This is a genomic window from Caulobacter endophyticus (assembly GCF_029543245.1).
GTDB lineage: Bacteria > Pseudomonadota > Alphaproteobacteria > Caulobacterales > Caulobacteraceae > Caulobacter > Caulobacter endophyticus_A.
This window is the reverse complement of record NZ_JARQWV010000020.1, coordinates 25,894-43,804: the sequence shown is the minus strand read 5'-3', so window position 1 is coordinate 43,804 and position 17,911 is coordinate 25,894. Positions and strand designations below refer to the sequence as shown.

At 70.7% G+C, this 17,911-nt stretch carries 17 protein-coding genes; 8 read left to right on the top strand and 9 right to left on the bottom strand.

Translation table 11 applies throughout. The features are described from left to right. Positions 1-3: 3 nt before the first annotated feature. The 4 genes from P7A99_RS18420 (at position 4) to P7A99_RS18400 (ending at position 4,440) form a co-directional block, all read left to right on the top strand. Positions 4-402: a c-type cytochrome gene (locus P7A99_RS18420; RefSeq protein ID WP_277795218.1), complete on the top strand. Its 399-nt coding sequence runs from the start codon at positions 4-6 to the stop codon at positions 400-402. 132 nt (positions 403-534) lie between these two features. Further along, the gene (locus P7A99_RS18410; RefSeq protein WP_277795217.1) at positions 535-1,023 is read left to right on the top strand and encodes a RidA family protein; all 489 of its coding nucleotides are present in this window, start codon (positions 535-537) and stop codon (positions 1,021-1,023) included. 100 nt (positions 1,024-1,123) lie between these two features. Continuing rightward, complete coding sequence (locus tag P7A99_RS18405) at positions 1,124-1,432, top strand: UBP-type zinc finger domain-containing protein (protein WP_116487975.1); 309 nt, start codon at positions 1,124-1,126, stop codon at positions 1,430-1,432. 200 nt (positions 1,433-1,632) lie between these two features. Beyond that, entirely contained in the window at positions 1,633-4,440 is a 2,808-nt protein-coding gene (locus tag P7A99_RS18400) for a TonB-dependent receptor (RefSeq protein ID WP_277795216.1), read from the top strand. Here the strand turns inward: P7A99_RS18400 and P7A99_RS18395 are convergent. The 4 genes from P7A99_RS18395 to P7A99_RS18380 form a co-directional block, all read right to left on the bottom strand. Then, positions 4,437-6,110, bottom strand: coding sequence for an FAD-dependent oxidoreductase (locus P7A99_RS18395; RefSeq protein ID WP_277795215.1), 1,674 nt, complete (start codon positions 6,108-6,110; stop codon positions 4,437-4,439). The two genes, P7A99_RS18400 and P7A99_RS18395, sit on opposite strands and share 4 nt — an antisense overlap. Before the next feature lie 26 nt (positions 6,111-6,136). Beyond that, positions 6,137-6,283 (bottom strand): hypothetical protein, encoded by a 147-nt coding sequence (locus P7A99_RS18390; RefSeq protein WP_277795214.1) that lies wholly within the window; start codon positions 6,281-6,283, stop codon positions 6,137-6,139. Between the two features lie 76 nt (positions 6,284-6,359). Then, positions 6,360-6,881 carry a Dps family protein gene (locus P7A99_RS18385; protein WP_277795213.1) on the bottom strand — a complete coding sequence of 174 codons (522 nt, stop codon included), beginning with the start codon at positions 6,879-6,881 and terminating at the stop codon, positions 6,360-6,362. A gap of 111 nt (positions 6,882-6,992) precedes the next feature. Further along, positions 6,993-7,565 carry a helix-turn-helix domain-containing protein gene (locus P7A99_RS18380; RefSeq protein WP_277795212.1) on the bottom strand — a complete coding sequence of 191 codons (573 nt, stop codon included), beginning with the start codon at positions 7,563-7,565 and terminating at the stop codon, positions 6,993-6,995. Between the two features lie 161 nt (positions 7,566-7,726). On the opposite strand from P7A99_RS18380, the gene P7A99_RS18375 reads away from it, so the two are divergent. Both P7A99_RS18375 and P7A99_RS18370 read left to right on the top strand, forming a co-directional pair. Next, the gene (locus P7A99_RS18375) at positions 7,727-9,628 is read left to right on the top strand and encodes a PAS domain-containing sensor histidine kinase (RefSeq protein ID WP_277795211.1); all 1,902 of its coding nucleotides are present in this window, start codon (positions 7,727-7,729) and stop codon (positions 9,626-9,628) included. A gap of 221 nt (positions 9,629-9,849) precedes the next feature. Further along, positions 9,850-10,260 carry a (R)-mandelonitrile lyase gene (locus P7A99_RS18370; protein WP_277795210.1) on the top strand — a complete coding sequence of 137 codons (411 nt, stop codon included), beginning with the start codon at positions 9,850-9,852 and terminating at the stop codon, positions 10,258-10,260. Positions 10,261-10,273: 13 nt separating this feature from the next. On the opposite strand, the gene P7A99_RS18365 is transcribed toward P7A99_RS18370, so the two are convergent. From P7A99_RS18365 to P7A99_RS18355, 3 genes are all read right to left on the bottom strand, one after another. Continuing rightward, positions 10,274-10,930 carry a response regulator transcription factor gene (locus P7A99_RS18365; protein WP_277795209.1) on the bottom strand — a complete coding sequence of 219 codons (657 nt, stop codon included), beginning with the start codon at positions 10,928-10,930 and terminating at the stop codon, positions 10,274-10,276. Positions 10,931-10,961: 31 nt separating this feature from the next. Further along, positions 10,962-11,324 carry a response regulator transcription factor gene (locus tag P7A99_RS18360; protein ID WP_277795208.1) on the bottom strand — a complete coding sequence of 121 codons (363 nt, stop codon included), beginning with the start codon at positions 11,322-11,324 and terminating at the stop codon, positions 10,962-10,964. Between the two features lie 87 nt (positions 11,325-11,411). Further along, on the bottom strand, positions 11,412-11,840 hold the full coding sequence (locus tag P7A99_RS18355; RefSeq protein WP_277795207.1) for a transcriptional repressor: 429 nt from the start codon (positions 11,838-11,840) through the stop codon (positions 11,412-11,414). Positions 11,841-12,006: 166 nt separating this feature from the next. Between P7A99_RS18355 and P7A99_RS18350 the strand changes: the two genes are divergently transcribed. Next, positions 12,007-12,912 carry a LysR substrate-binding domain-containing protein gene (locus P7A99_RS18350; RefSeq protein WP_277795206.1) on the top strand — a complete coding sequence of 302 codons (906 nt, stop codon included), beginning with the start codon at positions 12,007-12,009 and terminating at the stop codon, positions 12,910-12,912. Between the two features lie 155 nt (positions 12,913-13,067). Continuing rightward, complete coding sequence (gene katG / locus P7A99_RS18345) at positions 13,068-15,248, top strand: catalase/peroxidase HPI (RefSeq protein ID WP_277795205.1); 2,181 nt, start codon at positions 13,068-13,070, stop codon at positions 15,246-15,248. A 20-nt stretch (positions 15,249-15,268) separates the two neighbouring features. Here katG and P7A99_RS18340 read toward each other — a convergent pair whose 3' ends face one another. Next, the gene (locus P7A99_RS18340) at positions 15,269-15,778 is read right to left on the bottom strand and encodes a GNAT family acetyltransferase (RefSeq protein WP_277795204.1); all 510 of its coding nucleotides are present in this window, start codon (positions 15,776-15,778) and stop codon (positions 15,269-15,271) included. Between the two features lie 156 nt (positions 15,779-15,934). Then, positions 15,935-17,773 carry a DUF885 domain-containing protein gene (locus P7A99_RS18335; RefSeq protein ID WP_277795203.1) on the bottom strand — a complete coding sequence of 613 codons (1,839 nt, stop codon included), beginning with the start codon at positions 17,771-17,773 and terminating at the stop codon, positions 15,935-15,937. Positions 17,774-17,911 lie beyond the last annotated feature (138 nt).

The window sequence follows — 17,911 nt, the reverse complement described above, 5'->3', positions numbered from 1 at the left end:
CTGATGCTTCGCCACGCTTTCCCGGCGCTCGCCGTTTTCGGCCTCGTCGCCGGCGCCGCCTCGTCCGCCCTCGCCGCCCCGCCCGGCCAGACGCTCTACGCCGACAACTGCTCGGCCTGCCACCAGGCCACCGGCAAGGGCGTCAAGGGCGCCTTCCCGGCCCTGGCCGGCTCGCCGCTGGTGCAGGGCGACGGCAAGACCATGGCCAATGTCGTGCTCAACGGCCGGGCCGGCATGCCCGCCTTCAAGGACGACCTGTCCGACGCCGAGCTGACAGGTCTCTTGAACTATGTCCGCACCGCCTGGGGCAACAAGGGCAAGCCGGTCAGCTTCGCCGACGTCTCCAGCGCCCGCGCCCAGTCCAAGGCCGGCGCCAAGGCCCGCGGCCTGCAGGCCCACTAGGTCTACGCCCTCGTCCTTCGACAAGCTCAGGATGAGGGCGACTTCGACGCCGCAGTAGAAATCCTCTTCCTGAGCCTGTCGAAGGACGAGGATTTCGGTCCAAGGTTTGAGTTCCAAGGAGAGAAACGCCCAATGAAACGCCTCGCCCTCGCCCTCGTGGCGGCCGCCGCCGTCAGCACGCCCGCCCTGGCCCAGGAGATCGTCCGCGGCGGCGACCCCAAGTCGGCCATCGCCAGCGTCGTCACCGTGCCGGCCGGCTACGACACCATCTATGTCAGCGGCATGACCCCGCCGGTGGTCGACGCCAACGCCACGGGCGTGGCCAAGTTCGGCGACACCAAGACCCAGACCATCGGCGTCATCAAGCGCCTGGAGGACGCGCTCAAGAGCCAGGGCGCCAGCCTGTCGGACGTGGTGATGATGCGCGTGCTGCTGGTCGGCGATCCGGCCAAGGACGGCAAGATGGACTTCGCCGGCATGATGGAGGGCTACAAGACCTTCTTCGGCACGGCCGAACAGCCCAACAAGCCTTCGCGCATCACCAGCCAGGTCACCGCCCTGGTCGCCGACGGCATGCTGGTCGAGATCGAGGTCCAGGCCGCCCGCAAGCCGAAGAAGTAGCATCGGCCGACCAAGAAAGGGTCGAGAACCTCAAGCGCTCCGGGCGGTCTGGCGGCATGATCGCCGGACTGTCCGGACGCCGCGCAGAAAGGCCGACCCGATGAGCTGCTCCCACCTGTCGACCATCGTCGTCGTGACGCCCAGCGCCGACGGCTGCGAGGAATGCCTCAAGACCGGCGGCTGGTGGGTGCACCTGCGCCTCTGCCGCGCCTGCGGCCACGTCGGCTGCTGCGACCAGTCGCCCAGCCGCCACGCCAGCGCCCATTTCGCCGCCACCCAGCACCCGATCATCGAGGGCTACGACCCGCCCGAGGGCTGGGGCTGGTGCTATGTCGACGAGGTGATGTTCGACCTCACGGCCTACAAGACGCCGCATCCCCGGCCGATCAAACGGTGGGTGGAGGGGTAGCGGTACCCATTCGGGTATTGCCCGGAGAACGACGTTCGCCCTATTGCCCAGATGATCTTCAAAACTCTCGCCCGTAAGGCCGGCGAGCGACATCAGGGCGGGTCGGGGTGGCCTCTAGAGAACGACACGATTTACTCTGTGGACTGACGGCGTTCGCTTGCGCCTGGGCGCTGGCCGCGCCGGCGCTGGCGGCCGAGCGCATGGTCACCGTGGCCGTGCCCGCCCAGCCGCTCAGCCGCGCCTTGGCCGAGCTGGGCCGCCAGGCTCGCATCGACATCCTGGTCTCTTCGGCCACCGTCGGCGGTCGGCGGTCGGCCGCCCTGCGGGGCCGTCTCACGCCCGACGAGGCGCTGCAGCGTCTGCTGGCGGGATCGGGCCTGGAGTTCGAGGCCCTCGAGGCCGACGCCTATGTGGTGCGGCCGCGCCGCGGCGAGCTGGCCGTGGTCGAATCCGCTCCCACCGCCCTGCCCGAACTGCTGGTCGTGGGCGTGCGCACCCAGAACGTCGACCAGCGGCGTGATCCCGACGACATCCAACCCTATCGCGTCTTCGAGCGCAGCACGCTGCGCGCCGCCCAAGCCCTTTCGGCCGACGACTTCCTGCAGACCTGGCTGACCAGCAACGGCGACAGCCGGCAGGCGGTGCCCCAGGTCACGCGCGGCACGCCGCCGTCGCGATCCAAGTTCTCCTTCCGCGACCCCAACGCCATGGCCGCCACCCTGGTGCTGGTCGACGGGCGGCGCATGCCGTTCATCCCCAGCCAGGCCGAGCTGGTGCAGGCCGATGTCGGCCCCATTCCCCTGGCGGCGATCAGCCGTATCGAGACTCTGACCTCCAGCAGCGGCGCTCTCTACGGCCTGGGCGCCGTCAACGGCGTGGTCAACCTGGTGCTCGACCGCGACTATCGCGGCGCCGAGGTCTCGACCACCGTCGGCTCGGGCAAGGGCGGCGACGGCGATTACGGCCGCTTCGACGCCCGGCTGGGCTTCAGCACCGACGACGGCGACACGGCGCTGATGGTCAGCTACGGCCAGAAACGCTTCAACGGCGTCGCGATCGGCGACCGCAAGGAAGCCTATGCGCCGCTCGACGGATCCAGCCTCGGGCCGGGCCAGTGGTACTCGCGCCCATCGGGAAACGGCACGACCCTGCTCGGGGTGAACGGCCCCTTCGTCGTCGGCGGCGTGGCGATGACCAAGACCTACATCCCCGCCGACTACGACGGCTCGACGCCGATCGAGACGGTGCTTATCCGGAACGCCGGCAAGTCGGCCCCGGGCCTGGCGCCCGCCCATCGCGACCGGCTGCTGTCCACCGACAGCCGCACCGACGCGGTGCTGGTCAACCTGCGCCAGCGACTGTGGCGCGGGGCCGAGGCCTATCTGGACTACATCTACCTCTCCAGTCTCGACACCTACCCCATCGTCTACGGAGCCTTTTCGGCCACGCTGACGCCGGGCCGGGGTCCGGCGACGATGATCTCGGGATCGGGGCCGATAGAGCTGGTCGCGCCCCTGCCCTACGCGGCCGGACCCAATTCCGTAAAGGTGATCACCCGTCGTTTCACCGCGGGCCTCGTATTCGACCTGCCGGCCCGCTGGCGCGGCGGGGTCGACTACGCCGAGGGCTCGCTCCGCGCCCGCCATCTCAGCGACATCGTCGGTTTCGACATCCAGGCATCGCCCGCCGTCGCCAGCGGCGTCGGTCCCGGCGACGGGCGCACCGCGCCCAACCCGTTCGGCGACCAGGCCAGGTTCGTGGCCGATCTTGATCAGTACAGCGCCGACTGGGCGCCGTCGGCGCCCTACGGCTCCTCGCGCCTCGAGGACATTTCGCTGCGCGCCTCCGGTCCGATCGGCCGGATCGGGGATCGCGACCTGACCCTGTCCCTGACCGCCCAGCAACTGAGCGACAGCCTTCCCTACATCACCGACCTGCCCGGCAGCGGCCTGTCCTCCCGCACCCGGTCGCTGTTCGCGGAACTGCGGGCGCCGCTGGACGGCGTGGTCGGGGTCCGGGGCCTGGAACTGCAGGCGGCGGTGCGTCGCCAGACCGGCCGCGTCAGGATCGCCTATGCGTCGCCCTGGCTGCGCATGAACAAGGCCGCCGACCTCTACCTGATCGGCGTCAAGGCCGAGCCCCTCGACGGCCTGATCCTGCGCGGCTCGTTCGCCTCGGGGGGGCAACTGCCCGAACCCCGCATGCTGTCGCTCAGCGCCTTCACCAGCTCCAGCAGCCTGGCGGACCCCAAGCGCGACCCGAGCCACCCCATCTATTCGGAGGGATGGTTCTGGCACGTCCAGGGCGCACCGCCCGACCTGCGGCCCGACCAGACGCGCACCTATTCGGTCGGCACGGTGCTGGCCTCGCCGCTACTGCCGCGCACGCGCCTGTCGGTCGACTACACCCGCATCGAGGGCCACGACCTGATGGTCCAGGTCAGGCGGGGCGTCGACTTCTACATCCTCAACGAGGCCCGCTATCCCGGCGCCGTCGTCCGCGCGCCGCTCACCGACGCCGACCGCGCCAAGGGCTATACGGGCGGGCGCATCATCGAGGTGCGCGATCTCAGCGAGAACACCGGCTCCAGCCTGCTGGAGTCGGTGGACATAGTCGCCGAGCACGACCTCCAGCTGGCGGGCGGGCGGCTGAGCCTCACCGCCGCCCTGACCTGGCAGCCGACCCTGTCCCGCTACGTCCCGCCCGACAGCGGCGCCTACAAGCGCACCCCCGACGGCGGGACGCCCGAGTGGCGCGGTGCGGTGGGCGCCCGCTGGGCGACCGATCGCTTCGCCGCCTCGGCCACCGTCCGCTACATCGACGCCAACCTTCCGACAGCGCTGCCCGAACGCACCACGGTCGACCTGTCGGTCGGCTGGGATCTGCCCACCCCGCCCGGCGCGTCCGAGACCGAGCTGCGGCTGGGCGTGCGCAACCTCTTCGACCGCTGGTCGGACGACGATCCGCTGAAGCGTCGGCTGGAAGCGACGCTCGTCGCGCGGTTCTAGGCGGGGACCAGTTCCTCGGACCGCAGGGCTTCGAGGTCGCGGTGGATCGCCGAGATCACCACCGAGCCCTCGCCCACCCCGGCAGCCACGCGCTTGATCGAGCCCGCGCGCACGTCGCCGACCGCGTACACCCCCGGCCGGTGGGTCTCGTAGGCCGAGCGGGCCGTGGGGGCGCGACCGCTCTCGCCGGTCAGCACGAAGCCGCTGTCGTCCAGGTCCAGGCACCCGCGCAGCCAGTCGGTATTGGGCTCGGCGCCGATCATCACGAACAGCGCCCCGGCGTCGACCACGGTCTCCTGGCCGGTCCGCCGGTCGGTCCAGCCGATCTGGCGCAGGGTTCGCTCGCCGGTCAGGCAGGTGACCTCGCTGAACGGATGCAGGGTGATGCGGGCCGAGCCCTGGATGCGCTGGACCAGATAGTCCGACATCGTCGCCGCCAGCCCCTCGCCGCGCACCAGCATGTGCACGTGGCCGACGGTGCGCGACAGGAACATCGCCGCCTGGCCGGCCGAATTGCCGCCGCCGACCACCACCACCGCCTGGCCCCGGCACAGGTCCGACTCCATGGCGGTCGCGGCGTAGTGGATGGCCTGGCCGTCGAAGCGGTCGTAGCCCGCCACGTCCAGCTTGCGGTAGCGCGCCCCCGAGGCGATCACCACCGCCCGCGCCAGCAGGGTCTGGCCGTCCTCGAGCTTCAGGCGGTAGGGGCGCTTGTCGCACTCGATCCCGACCACGGCCCGCGACACCGCCAGCCGCGCCCCGAACTTCTGGGCCTGCACCTGGGCGCGGCCGGCCAGGGCCTGGCCCGAAATGCCGGTGGGAAAGCCCAGATAGTTCTCGATCTTCGAACTGGCGCCGGCCTGGCCGCCCGGGGCCAGACCCTCCAGGATCACCGTGGCCAGGCCCTCCGACGCGGCATAGGTGGCCGCCGACAGCCCTGCCGGACCGGCCCCCACCACGGCCACATCGAACACCTCCTTCGGATCGAAGCGCTCGGTCATGCCCAGGCGGTCGGCCAGATGCATGGTGTCGGGATTGAGCAGCAGGCTGCGATCGGGAAGCACCACGGCCGGCAGGTCGGCCACGGCCAGGCCATGGCGACCCAGGCAGCCGGAGGCGCCCTCGTCGTTCTCGACGTCGACCAGCCGCAGCGGATAGCCGTTGCGGACCGCGAACCGCTCGATACGCAGGGTGTCGGGGTCGTCGGGACGGCCGATGAGCACGATCCCGGCCTCGCCGTGGTGCAGAAAGCCCATGCGGCGCAGGATGAAGGCCCGCATGACGATCTCGCCGATGTCGGGCTCGGCCGCCATCATCCGCGGCACGTCCCTGTTGGCCACCCGCACCACCCGGCCCTCGGTCAGGGCCCGGGCGCCGACCAGCACCGCCCGGGCGTTGACCTGGTCCAGCTCGCCGCTGAACTGGCCGGCGCGGTGGATGGTCAGGATCTCGTCGTCGCCTTCCTCGCCGCTGCGGGTGATGCCGACTTCGCCCTCCAGCACCAGGAAGAAGTCGGCGCGCCGATCGCCGCGCCGAAACAGCGCCTGGCCCCGCGTGACCGCCTCCTCGGCGCCGTAGGCCGAAAGCCGCTGGATCATTTCCGGCGGCAGCACCGGGAAGATCTGGGCGGTGCGGGCGTAGGGGTCGTCGGCGGCGAGCGGCTTGTTCACGGGCGTGGCCTCCTGATCGTGCGACCCTAGTTCACGGAACGCGGCGAGGCGACGTCTTGAATGGAAGCGGCGGCGCGATCGGCCCCCGCGCGCGGGGCTACGGCCGCGAAGGCCGTCAGGGCCAGCAGGGCGGCGGTAGCGGCGCTCAGCGCCAGTTTCTGGATGCCGGTCATGGGGCGCACTCGATCGGAAAGCGGCCCCGCCCGCCGCTGGGGGGAGGAAGCGCGGCGGGCGGGGCCTGGCGGGGCGTCAGCCCCGGTCGCGACGGCCGGCCTCGAACAGGAACCAGACGCGCTTTTCGGTCTCGTCGATCCAGTTCTCCAGCAGGCTGGCCGTGGCGATGTCGCCGTGCTCGTCGCAGGCGGCGTGCACGGCCCGCATGGCCGCGGCCAGGCCACCGTTGTCGTCGCGCAGTTCGGCCAGCATGTCGTGCGGCTCGACGTAGTCGGCGTCGTTGTCCAGCACCCGCTGGGCGCGGGCGATGTGGCCGATCGAGCGCAGGGTCGTGCCGCCCAGCTTGCGCACCCGCTCGGCGATCGGATCGGTCATGGCGTAGAGCTCGTCGCCCTGCTCGTCGAACATCAGGTGGTAGTCGCGGAAATGCGGACCCGAGACGTGCCAGTGGAAGTTCTTGGTCTTGATGTAGAGCGCGAAGACGTCGGCCAGAAGCGCGGTCAGGGCGGCCGATATATCCTTGGCCGCGGCTTCGCCCAGGCCCGTGGGCGTGGTCAGGGGGGCCAGGCGCCGGCTGCGGGCGGTTTCGATGTCCATGGGTCTTCTCCTGCGAGGGCGGGGCCGCGCCGCGCCGTTGTGGTCCATCCTGCGCCTGAAACGCCGGACGCTCTTGGCGCGAGCCGCGCCGGCTTGAACGTCGGCGCCGCTTCAGGCGCGCCGCAGCGACCCGGTGATCAGCGCGCGGCCCCACGGGCGGTTCTCGCGCCGCCAGACATTGGGCGTCTGGCCGACGTAGCGGCGGAACAACCGGGTCAGGTGAGCCTGGTCGGCCAGGCCGCAGACGGCGGCGATGTGGGCCAGGCTCTCGTCGGTCTCCAGCATCATCGCCTGGGCGTGCTCCAGGCGCCTGCGCATGATGTAGGCGTGCGGCGTCTCGTCGGTGCTGACCTTGAAGGCGCGGCAGAAATAGCTGGCCGACAGTCCCACCCGCGCGGCCAGGGCGCCCACCGAGACGCTGGCGCCGATATGGGCCTCCACGTGGGCCGCCACGGCCCGGATCTGCCAGCCGGCCAGGCCGCCGCGCGCCGGTCCGCTGGAGCGCACGCGCGAGCCCGGCAGGAAGCTGGGCTCCTCGCGCGGGGCGGCGCTGCTCAGCACCACCGCCAGCCGGTCGAGCATCTGCCGGGCCGAACCGAGGTCGGCGTCGAGCGCGGCCAGCGCCTGCTCGACCAGCCAGATCGCCTGGGGCGGGGTCTTCGGGGTGTCGATGGACTGCAACATGGCTACGGTCTCCTGCCGCCTCGATGTGACCGCAACCCTAGCGACGCCGGCCCGCGCCACACACCGAACGGACGTTGACCGCACGTATCGACTTGGTTGGCCCGCCCCAGACCTTTGTATGGGGTCCCGGGTCGGGCCAGGCTTGCGCTATGAGTCGCCTGATGCGCTTTTCGCCCTTTCCCGCCTCACGCCCCTCGCCGCTCGGCCGCCGGCTGCGCCTGGGCGGCGCGGCCCTGATCGCCGCGGCCGTGTTCGTGGTCGACACCTTCACCCCGCTGTCCAGCGCGGTGGCGGTGCTCTACGTGCTGGTGCTGCTTCTGGTCGGCGACGAACTGCCCGGCCGAAAGCTGTGGGTGGTGACCCTGGCCTGCGCGGCCATGGCGACGATCAGCTTCGCCTTCGCCCACGGGGAAGACGTCGAGCTGGCCCCGACCCTGCGCCTGATGGTCAGCCTGGCGGCGCTCGGGGTTGCGGCCTTCCTGACCGGGCGCAACCTGGCGGCCCGCGAGATCCTCCAGGCCCAGGCCCGCCTGCTGGACGTCACCTCAGACGCCATCTTCATCCGCGACACGCAAGGGCGCGTCACCTTCTGGAACCGCGGCGCCGAGCGCCTCTACGGCTGGACCCGCGACGAGGCCCTGGGCCAGGACGCCCACCGCCTGCTCGAAACCCTCCTGCCCGCGCCCTCCGACGAAATCGCCGCCCGCGTGGCCTGCGACGGCGCCTGGCAGGGCGAGGTGACCCAGCGCCGCAAGGACGGCGGGATCCTGACCGTGCTCAGCGAATGGATTCTCGAGCGCGACGCGGCGACCGGCGCCCATGCCCTGCTGGAGAGCAACACCGACATCTCCGACCTGCGCCGCGCCGACGAGGCCCTGCGCCGCAGCGAGGCCCGCTATCGCACGATCTTCAACACCCTGGCGGTGTCGATCTGGGAGCATGACTTCCGGCCGGTGAAGACCGCGCTCGACGAGCTGCGCGCCCAGGGCGTCACCGACCTGGCGGACCATCTGGCCCGCAATCCGGAGGTGGCGCGCGAGATCAAGGCCAGGGTCGGCATCACCGACGTCAACGCCACCGCCCTGAAGATGATGGGCGTGGCCGACAAGGGCGACTTCTTCCAGCGGCTGGAGGACCTGCTGCCCGAGACCGACGACAGCTTCGCCCAGTTCCTGATCGCCTTCGACGCCGGCGCGCCCCGCTTCGAGACCGAGACCACCGTGCGCAGCCGCACCGGCGAGATGATCCCGGTCATGGTCGCCTTGAACTTCCCGCCCGACGCCCAGGGCCTCGACCGCGTCCAGGCCTCGATCGTGGACCTGACCGAGCAGCGGCGGATGCAGGAGCGCCTCGACCGCGCCCGTTCGGAACTGGAGCACGCCCTGCGGGCGGCGACGCTGGGCGTGCTGTCGGCCTCGATCGCCCACGAGGTCAATCAGCCGCTGGCCGCCATATCCAACGCCGCCGGCGCGGCACAGCGCTGGCTCGACCGCGCGACCCCCGACCTCGACGAAGCCAAGGAAGCCGTCGCCGACGTCGTCCACGCCGCCGCCCACGCCGCCGAGGTGGTGCGCGGCATCCGCGGCCTGATCGCCCAGACCCCGGCCGACCGCGCGGCCCTGCCGGTCGACGGCCTGCTGGCCGCCTCGGCCGGCTTTGTCCGGCGCGAGATCGCCGAGCACGGGGTCGAGCTGATCCTCGATCCGCAGGCCCCCGACACCGTCGTCCACGGCGACCGCGTCGTGCTGCAGCAGGCGCTGGTCAACCTGATGCTCAACGGCGTCCAGGCCATGAGCGCCGTCCCCGCCGAGACCCGCCGCCTGCACGTCCGCTCGCGCCGTGAAGGCGGCGAGGCGGTCATCGAGATCGCCGACACCGGCCCCGGCTTCCCCCCTGACGCCGCCGACCGCGCCTTCGAGGCCTTCTTCACCACCAAGCCCGGCGGCATGGGCCTTGGCCTGGCCATCTGCCAATCGGCCGTGGCGGCCCACGACGGACGGATCGCGGTGCTGCCCTCGGACCAAGGCGCGCGGATCGAGATCCGGCTGCCGGCCGTCGCCTGACGCCCGCCATCGATGAGCTCAGCTCATCACCCCATGGAGCGCCGCGCCGCTAATCGCCCCGCCGGCCCGCTGCTAGATTGCCCGACGTTTTCACCGCTCGGAGCGCTGCGATGCCGGATCGGCGAACCGTGTCGGCCCTTGGTTTCGGCGTCCTGTGCTGGAGCCTGCTGCCGGCGCTCGCGGCCGCATCGCCCCGCCGGGCGTCCTCGAAGGAGACAGCCATGATCCTCAAGCGCGCAGGCTGCCAGCCGTCGCAGAAGGGCCCTGCCGACTGGTTCACCGGCCAGGTGCGCCTCGACCCGCTGCATACGGCGCAGGCACCGGCCCGCGTCTCGGCCGCCAGCGTCACCTTCGAGCCCGGCGCCCGCACGGCCTGGCACACCCATCCGCTGGGCCAGATCCTGGTGGTCACCGCCGGCTGCGGCTGGACCCAGTGCGAGGGCGAGGACATCGTCGAGATCCGCGCCGGCGACGTCGTCGTCTGCCCGCCCGGCCACCGTCACTGGCACGGCGCCACGCCGACCACCTCGATGACCCACATCGCCATCCAGGAGGCGCTGAACGGCTCGCCGGTGACCTGGATGGAGCACGTGACCGACGCTCAGTATCTGGCTGGTCCGCCCAAGGCCTGACGACGGCCCAGGCCTAGCCGCCCGCCCGATCCCGCTCCAGGGCTTCGGCCATCCGCACCAGTTCGGCGAAGGATCCCGCGCGCATCTTCTTCATCAGGCTGCCGCGGTGCAGCTTGACGGTGATCTCCTGCAGGCCCAGCTCGCCGGCCACCTGCTTGTTCAGCAGCCCGGCGGTGACCAGGGTCATGACCTGTTGCTCGCGCGGGGTCAGGGCGTCGAAGCGGGCCTTCACTTCGGCCACGTCGCGGGCCAGCTCCCGGCGCTTTCCGTCCTTGGCCAGGGCCGCGGTGACGGCGTCGATGACGTCCTGGTCGCGGAAGGGCTTGGCGAGAAAGTCGACCGCCCCGGCCTTCATCGCCCGCACCGTCATCGGCACGTCGGCATGGCCGGTCATCACGATCACCGGCGCCCGCACCCGGCGCGCGGCCAGCGCTTCCTGAAGATCCAGGCCGCTCATCTTGGGCATGCGCACGTCCACCAGGATGCAGCACGCCGTGTCGGGCAGCGGCGCCTCCAGCAGCGCGCCGGCCGAGGCGTAGAGCGCCGTCTGCAAGCCCACCGACCGGAACAGCCGGTCCATCGAGACGCGAAACATCTCGTTGTCGTCGACGATCAGCACCGTCTGCGCCGTCTCGTCGCTGCGGTTCTCGGCCTTGCCCGGCATCCCCATCACCCCTCTAGCTCGGCCATCCCCCGGCCGCTCACGCCTCGTCGAGCATCCGCTTCAGCGTGGCCTCGATCCGGTCGGGCGCACAGGGCTTTTCGAGAAAGTCCCGCGCGCCTGCGCCCATCGCCTGGTCCCTCATGTCCGGAAAGGCGGTGACAACCACCACCGGCAGGTCCGGATGGCTGGCCTGCAAGCGGCGCAGCAAGTCGAGGCCCGAGATTTCCGGCATGTGGATGTCGGTGACCACGCAGCCCCAGGCCTCCACGCCCGAGGCCAGGAAGCTGGCCGCCGAGCCGAAGACCCCGACCTCCAGCCCGAACGAGCGGATCAGTCGCGCGAGGCCCGAGCGGACAAGGGCGTCGTCGTCGATGACGGCGATGGTGCGCCGGCGGGACATGGCGTTTCTCTAAGCACGCCCGCTAGATGGACGCTGACGAGGACTGGATTAGCCCACGCGACCCGCGCCCGACACCCATACGCTGGTTTATCCCCCGCTCGCGCCCTCGCGGCGCATGACCACCACCACCTCCACCCCGTTCGGCCGCCTGGCCAGGGCGTCGCGCAGCATGGCCAGCAGGGTCTCGGGCGAGACGTGCAGGTCGACGATCCGCGCGGTGTCCTCGTAGATCAGGTGGAAATGCGGCTCGGGCTGGGTATCGAACACCGGCTCGGCCGTGGTGGTCGGCAGCCGTCCCAGCAGGCCATGGTCGGCGAAGGCCTCGACCTGGCGGGCGATCTCGGCCGGCGGCATGGCCAGCCCCGCCTCGGCCGCCAGCTCGGCGATCTCGAGCGCGGTCAGGTGCGTCTCCTCCGACGCACGCAGCAGCGCCAGCAGGCGCGCGGTCGGCCCGCGGCAAGGCAGGCCCGCGCGACGCAGCTCGTCCTGCAGGACGGCGTCCACGGCATGAGGCATCCAGGCGTCCTCCCGGGGGCGAAGGACGGCCGCGATCGTTTGCGCGTCGCGACCTCTTCCTCGCGTCCGTATCGTCGCGAGCTTGGCGCAACGGGCCGTGGAAAAGAAGTTTCAAAGATCAATGATCGCGATAGGCTCCAGCTATCGAGAACCGGGAACCGGCGGCATGAACCTGCGCGATCTCCGCTATCTGCTGGCCGTGGCCGAGCACGAGCACTTCGGCCGCGCGGCCCGCGCCTGCGGCGTCAGCCAGCCCACCCTGTCGGTGCAGATCCGCAAGCTGGAAGACCTCTTGGGCGTCGTCCTCTTCGAGCGCGGCGGCAAGACCGCCACCCCGACGGCCGCCTGCCGCCAGCTGCTCGATCACGCCCGCGCGGCGGTGACCGCGGCCGAGGGCGTGCTGGCCACCGCCCGCAGCCTGCGCGATCCGCTGGCCGGCCGCTTCCGCCTGGGCATCATCCCCACCCTCGCCCCCTACCTGCTGCCCCTGGTCTTCGGCCCGCTGCGCGAAGCCCTGCCGTCGCTGGAGCTGGAGCCGTGGGAAGACCAGACCGCCGCCCTGCTGGAGCGCCTGCGCGCCCACGAGCTGGACGCCGTGCTGCTGGCCACCGACGAGGCCGCGCCCGACCTGGCCGGCCGCCCCCTGTTCGCCGAGCCGTTCCTGGCCGCCCTGCCGCCCGAGCATCCGCTGGCCGCGCATGAAGCCGTGGCCGAGACCGATCTGGCCCGCGACATCCTCGTGCTGTCCGACGGCCACTGCCTGCGCGACCAGGCGCTGGAGGCCTGCGGCCAGACCACCGCGCTCGGCGCCTCGTTGCGCGCCTCCAGCCTGACCACCCTGCTGAACATGGTCGCCGCCGGCTACGGCACCACCCTGATCCCGGGCCTGGCGGCCGGCGCGGCCCAGGACGCCGGCATCGTGCTGCGACCCCTGTCGACCTGGACCGGCCGCACCATCCGCATCGTCTGGCGCGCCCAGTTCCCCCAGCGCCCCGCCGCCGAGGCCGTGGGCGAGGTCATCGCCCGCCGCCTGCGCGGCTACACCGAGAGCACCGCCGCCGACGCCGCCTGAAGATCGGCCGAGGGCGGACGAACCGATCCTCCAAGGTTGGCCGCGTCTATCGAAGCGATAGGAACAATCAATTGTACCAATGACTGAAAGGGCGCGTTGACTAGGCCCGACGGGGGAAATGGCGAACGCAACAAGCCAACCGGAGGAAGCCGACAATGGATGGGAACGTCGATCCTAAAGCGCAGGGCCAGTGCCCGGTCGGCCACGGCCGCGGGCGGGCGAACCGAGACTGGTGGCCCCAGCACCTCAGCCTCGAAAGCCTCAACCAGCACAATCCGCGCTCCAATCCGCTGGGCGCGAACTTCAACTATGCCGAGGCCTTCAGTCACCTCGACCTGAACGCGGTGATCGCCGACCTCCACGCCCTGATGACCGACAGCCAGGATTGGTGGCCCGCCGACTTCGGCCACTACGGCGGCCTGTTCATCCGCCTGGCCTGGCACAGCGCCGGCACCTATCGCACCAGCGACGGCCGCGGCGGCGCCGGCGGCGGCCAGCAGCGCTTCGCCCCGCTCAACAGCTGGCCCGACAACGCCAATCTCGACAAGGCCCGCCGCCTGCTGTGGCCGATCAAGCAGAAGTACGGCGCGGCGATTTCGTGGGCCGACCTCTACGTGCTGGTCGGCAACGTCGCCTTGGAGTCGATGGGCTTCAAGACCTTCGGCTTCGGCGGCGGCCGCGCCGACCAATGGGAGCCCGAAGAGCTCTACTGGGGTCCCGAAGGCAGCTGGCTCGGCGACGAGCGCTACAGCGGCGAGCGCCAGCTGCACCCGGCCCTGGGCGCGGTGCAGATGGGCCTGATCTACGTCAATCCCGAAGGCCCCAACGGCAATCCTGACCCCAAGGCCGCCGCGCGCGACATCCGCGACACCTTCGCCCGCATGGCGATGAACGACGAAGAGACCGTCGCCCTGATCGCCGGCGGCCACAGCTTCGGCAAGACCCACGGCGCGGGCGACCCGTCCTTCGTCGGCGTCGAGCCCGAGGGCGGCGAGATCGAGGCGCAAGGGCTCGGCTGGGCCAGCAAGCACGGCACGGGGGTCGGGGCCGACTCCATCACCGGCGGCCCGGAAGTGATCTGGACCCAGACCCCCACGAAGTGGAGCAACCACTTCTTCGAGAACCTCTTCAAGTTCGAATGGGAGCTGCACGAAAGCCCCGCCGGCGCCAAGCAGTGGCGCGCCAAGGACGCCCCCGCCGATATCCCCGACGCCTACGACGCCTCCAAGACGCACGTGCCGCGGATGCTGACCACCGATCTCGCGCTGCGCTTCGACCCCGAATACGAGAAGATCTCGCGCCGGTTCCTCGAGAACCCCGACCAGTTCGCCGACGCCTTCGCCCGCGCCTGGTTCAAGCTCACCCACCGCGACATGGGCCCCAAGGCCCGCTACCTCGGCCCGCTCGTGCCGGAAGAGACCCTGATCTGGCAGGATCCGATCCCCGAGGTCGACCACCCGCTGGTCGACGGCGCCGACATCGCCGAGCTCAAGCGCCAGATCCTGGCCTCGGGCCTGTCGGTCTCCGAGCTGGTCTCGACGGCCTGGGCCTCGGCTTCGACCTGGCGCGGCTCGGACAAGCGTGGCGGCGCCAACGGCGCCCGCATCCGCTTGGCGCCGCAGAAGGACTGGGAGGTCAACGACCCGCCCACCCTGGCCAAGGTCCTGGGCGTGCTGGAGGGCATCAAGGCCAAGTTCGACGGCGCGGCCGAGGGCGGCAAGAAGATCTCGCTGGCCGACCTGATCGTGCTGGGCGGCGCGGCGGCCGTCGAGGAGGGCGCCAAGGCGGCCGGCTCGCGGATCACCGTGCCCTTCGTCCCCGGCCGGACCGACGCCACGGCCGAGCAGACCGACGCCGACAGCTTCGATCCGCTGGAGCCGCTGTCGGACGGCTTCCGCAACTATCGCCGCGAGGGGACCCAGTTCATGGCCCCCGAGGAGGCCCTGGTCGACCGCGCCCAGCTGCTGCGGCTCTCCGCTCCCGAGATGACCGTCCTGGTCGGCGGCCTGCGGGTGCTGGGCGCCAACGCCGGCGGCTCCAAGGCCGGGGTGTTCACCGACCATCCGGGCGCGCTGAGCACGGACTTCTTCGTCAACCTGCTCGACATGGGCACCACCTGGAACCCGACGGCGGTCAACGCCTTCGCCGGCGCTCCCCGGGCCGGCGGCGACGCCCGCTGGACCGCCACCCGCGTCGACCTGATCTTCGGCTCGCACGCCGAACTCCGGGCCCTCGCCGAGGTCTACGGCTCCGCAGACGCCCAGGACAAGTTCGTCACCGACTTCGTGGCGGCCTGGACCAAGGTCATGAACGCCGACCGGGTAGACCTGAACTAGACCAAGGCGAGGCTTCGCCTTCAGCCGCCGGCGCTCCCGCGTCGGCGGCTTTTCTCTTTGCGATCCTCGGCGTCGTCGTCTTCGCCGACCTTCTCCTCGACGGCGGCCGAGAAGCGCTGATAGGCGCCCAGCCCCACCAGGACCAGCACCGCCGCCACCAGCAGCATGGTCGGATAGACCAGCTGGGAAACATCCGCGCGGGCGGTCTTGAACACCACCACCAGCGCCTCGAGGAACAGGGCGATGACGATGGTCGACAGAAACTTGGTCAGGCTGCGCCTCGCCTCCGCCGCGCTGCGCCTCTCGCTGTCGCGCCGCACCTCGTCCTCGAACAGGTACTTGGCCACGTCGAACACGGCGATCGCCACGATGATGTAGCCCAGCACGTCCAGCACCGCGTCAGCGCCCGACTCGTCGGGGTTGCGCAGGCCCGCGATCGCCTCGTTGATCCCCAGGGCCACCAGGCTCATGGCCGCCAGCAGCAGCAGCAGGCTGGCGACGGCGAAGATGGCGCGGGTCACATAGGTCACGGCGAGCTCCCGGGGCCCGGCCCAAGCGCGGCCGGTCGCGAGGCATCAACGTCGGCTGAGACGTCCGGTTCGCTGTGCCGCGCGCAAAGAAAAAGGAGCGCCCGTCAGACGGACGCTCCTTCGACTTCGTCAGGGCCTTGCGGAAAGGCCCGCCCCTTACTTCCCCGCCTTCGTCGCGGCGATGTAGTCGTCGACCACGCGGTCCAGCACGGTCAGCGGGGTCATGCCCGACAGCAGGCCCGCGTCGTGGAACTTCTTGATGTCGAACTTCTTGCCGAGAGCCTTCTTGGCGCGCTCGCGGGCGCGCAGCCAGGTGATCTTGCCCAGCATGTACGAGCAGGCCTGGCCCGGCCACACGACGTAGCGTTCGATCTCGGTGATCGTGCCGCTTTCCTCGTCGCCCATGGTCTCGGCCATGTACTTGACGGCCTGTTCGCGGGTCCACTTCTTGTGGTGCATGCCGCTGTCGACCACGAGGCGCACGGCGCGGAACAGCGCGTCGTGCAGCATGCCGATGTGGCCGCGCGGGTCGCTCTTGTAGATGCCCATCTCGACGGCCAGCTCTTCGGAATAGAGCGCCCAGCCTTCGGCGTAGCCCGAGAAGCCGATGACCTTGCGGATCAGCGGCAGGCCCTGGGCCTCGTTCGACAGCGACAGCTGCAGGTGGTGGCCCGGGACGCCCTCGTGCACCGTCAGCGTGGTCAGGGTGTACTTGGCCTGCTCGGCCGTATCACGCAGGTTGATCCAGTAGATCCCCGGACGCTTGCCGTCGAGCGAGGGCGAGTTGTAGTAGCCGCCAGGCGCGCCGGCCTCGATGGCCTTGGGCACGCGGCGGATCTCCAGCGGGGCCTTGGGCAGCTGGCCGAAATAGGCCGGCAGCTGCTTTTCGATCCACTTGGCCTTGGTGTTGAGGTCAGCGATCAGCTGTTCCTTGGCCGGGTCGGTGTTCTCGTAGATGTCCTTGCCCAGCTGCGCCATGCGCTCGCCGACCGTGCCCTTGCTCATGCCGATCGACTTGAACAGCTTGTCGGCCTCGGCCGAGATCGACTTCACCAGGTCCAGGCCCAGCTGGTGGATCTCTTCGGGACCCATGGTCGAGGTCGTGTAGTTCTTCAGCGACACGGCGTAGTAGTCGCCGCCGTCCTTCAGGCGCCACACGCCGGCGTCGTGGTTGGCCTTCGGGCGCACGCTTTCCAGCAGCGCGATCTGGCGCTTCAGCGCCGGCAGCACCGAGTTCTCGTAGACCTTGCTGGCTTCGGCGGCCCAGTCGCCGGCGATGTTCTTTTCCTTGGTCCGGCGGGCGATCGACTTAACCAGGGTGGTGTCGGCCGTCGGGGTGTCGGCGAAGGCCTTCATCTGGATGAGGGCCTTGTCGATGACGAAGTCAGGCGGGATCACGCCGTCAGCGTAGTCGCGCTTGGCGATCAGGGTCTCCTGATCCATCAGGCGGGCGAAGCCCTCCATGCGCTGCAGGTAGGCGTCGGCGTCGGCCTTGGTCTCGATCGCGTGCTGGGTGTCGAGGAAGTCGGGCATCTGCTGATAGCTGCCCGTCAGCTGGCTCAGCACGTAGGGCGCGCCCGAACCGCCGCCGGCGTAGGTGAACTTGCGGTTGCCCTCGTCCTGCACCGCCAGGGTGAACTCGACGGTGTCGTAGTTGACGGCGTCCATGCCGGTCAGCTGCTTGCGGTCGATGCTGCGCAGCTCGGCCAGCTGGGCGGTCGTCTGGGCGGCGCCGGCGGCGATCGCCTCGAACGAGCGGTCGCTCAGCAGGCCCTTGGTCCAGGCCAGGTCGTCCTTGTCCAGGCCCAGGCTCGTGGTCAGCTCCGGCGCCTGGCGCATCAGCTTGGCCATGGCCGCGTCGAAGAACGCGTTCATCTTGGCGGCTTCGCCAGAGGCCGAGGCGGCGGCCGGCTGGGCGAAGCCCAGCGACGGGGCGGCGGCGGCGGCCAGGCCGGCGGCCACGGTCGACAGCAGGAGTTCGCGGCGGTTTTGCAAGAGAAAGTCCCCTTCCCTCGAGCCCTCCCCCTCCGGTCGGGCCCTATCATGAGTTCCAGCGCGGCTCTGAGTCCGCGCCGGAAGGCTGGGGCGAAGGCGTAAATGCCCCCGGCGGGCGGGGCAACCGGGGACGGATTA

Bases quoted from the DNA above. Each gene is read 5' to 3' on its own strand.
- P7A99_RS18400 (WP_277795216.1), top strand. From the start codon at position 1,633: ATGGTCACCGTGGCCGTGCCCGCCCAGCCGCTCAGCCGCGCCTTGGCC.
- P7A99_RS18360 (WP_277795208.1), bottom strand. From the start codon at position 11,324: ATGTCCCGCCGGCGCACCATCGCCGTCATCGACGACGACGCCCTTGTC.
- P7A99_RS18390 (WP_277795214.1), bottom strand. From the start codon at position 6,283: ATGACCGGCATCCAGAAACTGGCGCTGAGCGCCGCTACCGCCGCCCTG.
- P7A99_RS18370 (WP_277795210.1), top strand. From the start codon at position 9,850: ATGATCCTCAAGCGCGCAGGCTGCCAGCCGTCGCAGAAGGGCCCTGCC.
- P7A99_RS18380 (WP_277795212.1), bottom strand. From the start codon at position 7,565: ATGTTGCAGTCCATCGACACCCCGAAGACCCCGCCCCAGGCGATCTGG.
- P7A99_RS18355 (WP_277795207.1), bottom strand. From the start codon at position 11,840: ATGCCTCATGCCGTGGACGCCGTCCTGCAGGACGAGCTGCGTCGCGCG.
- P7A99_RS18350 (WP_277795206.1), top strand. From the start codon at position 12,007: ATGAACCTGCGCGATCTCCGCTATCTGCTGGCCGTGGCCGAGCACGAG.
- katG (WP_277795205.1), top strand. From the start codon at position 13,068: ATGGATGGGAACGTCGATCCTAAAGCGCAGGGCCAGTGCCCGGTCGGC.
- P7A99_RS18385 (WP_277795213.1), bottom strand. From the start codon at position 6,881: ATGGACATCGAAACCGCCCGCAGCCGGCGCCTGGCCCCCCTGACCACG.
- P7A99_RS18410 (WP_277795217.1), top strand. From the start codon at position 535: ATGAAACGCCTCGCCCTCGCCCTCGTGGCGGCCGCCGCCGTCAGCACG.
- P7A99_RS18375 (WP_277795211.1), top strand. From the start codon at position 7,727: ATGCGCTTTTCGCCCTTTCCCGCCTCACGCCCCTCGCCGCTCGGCCGC.
- P7A99_RS18405 (WP_116487975.1), top strand. From the start codon at position 1,124: ATGAGCTGCTCCCACCTGTCGACCATCGTCGTCGTGACGCCCAGCGCC.
- P7A99_RS18420 (WP_277795218.1), top strand. From the start codon at position 4: ATGCTTCGCCACGCTTTCCCGGCGCTCGCCGTTTTCGGCCTCGTCGCC.
- P7A99_RS18365 (WP_277795209.1), bottom strand. From the start codon at position 10,930: ATGGGGATGCCGGGCAAGGCCGAGAACCGCAGCGACGAGACGGCGCAG.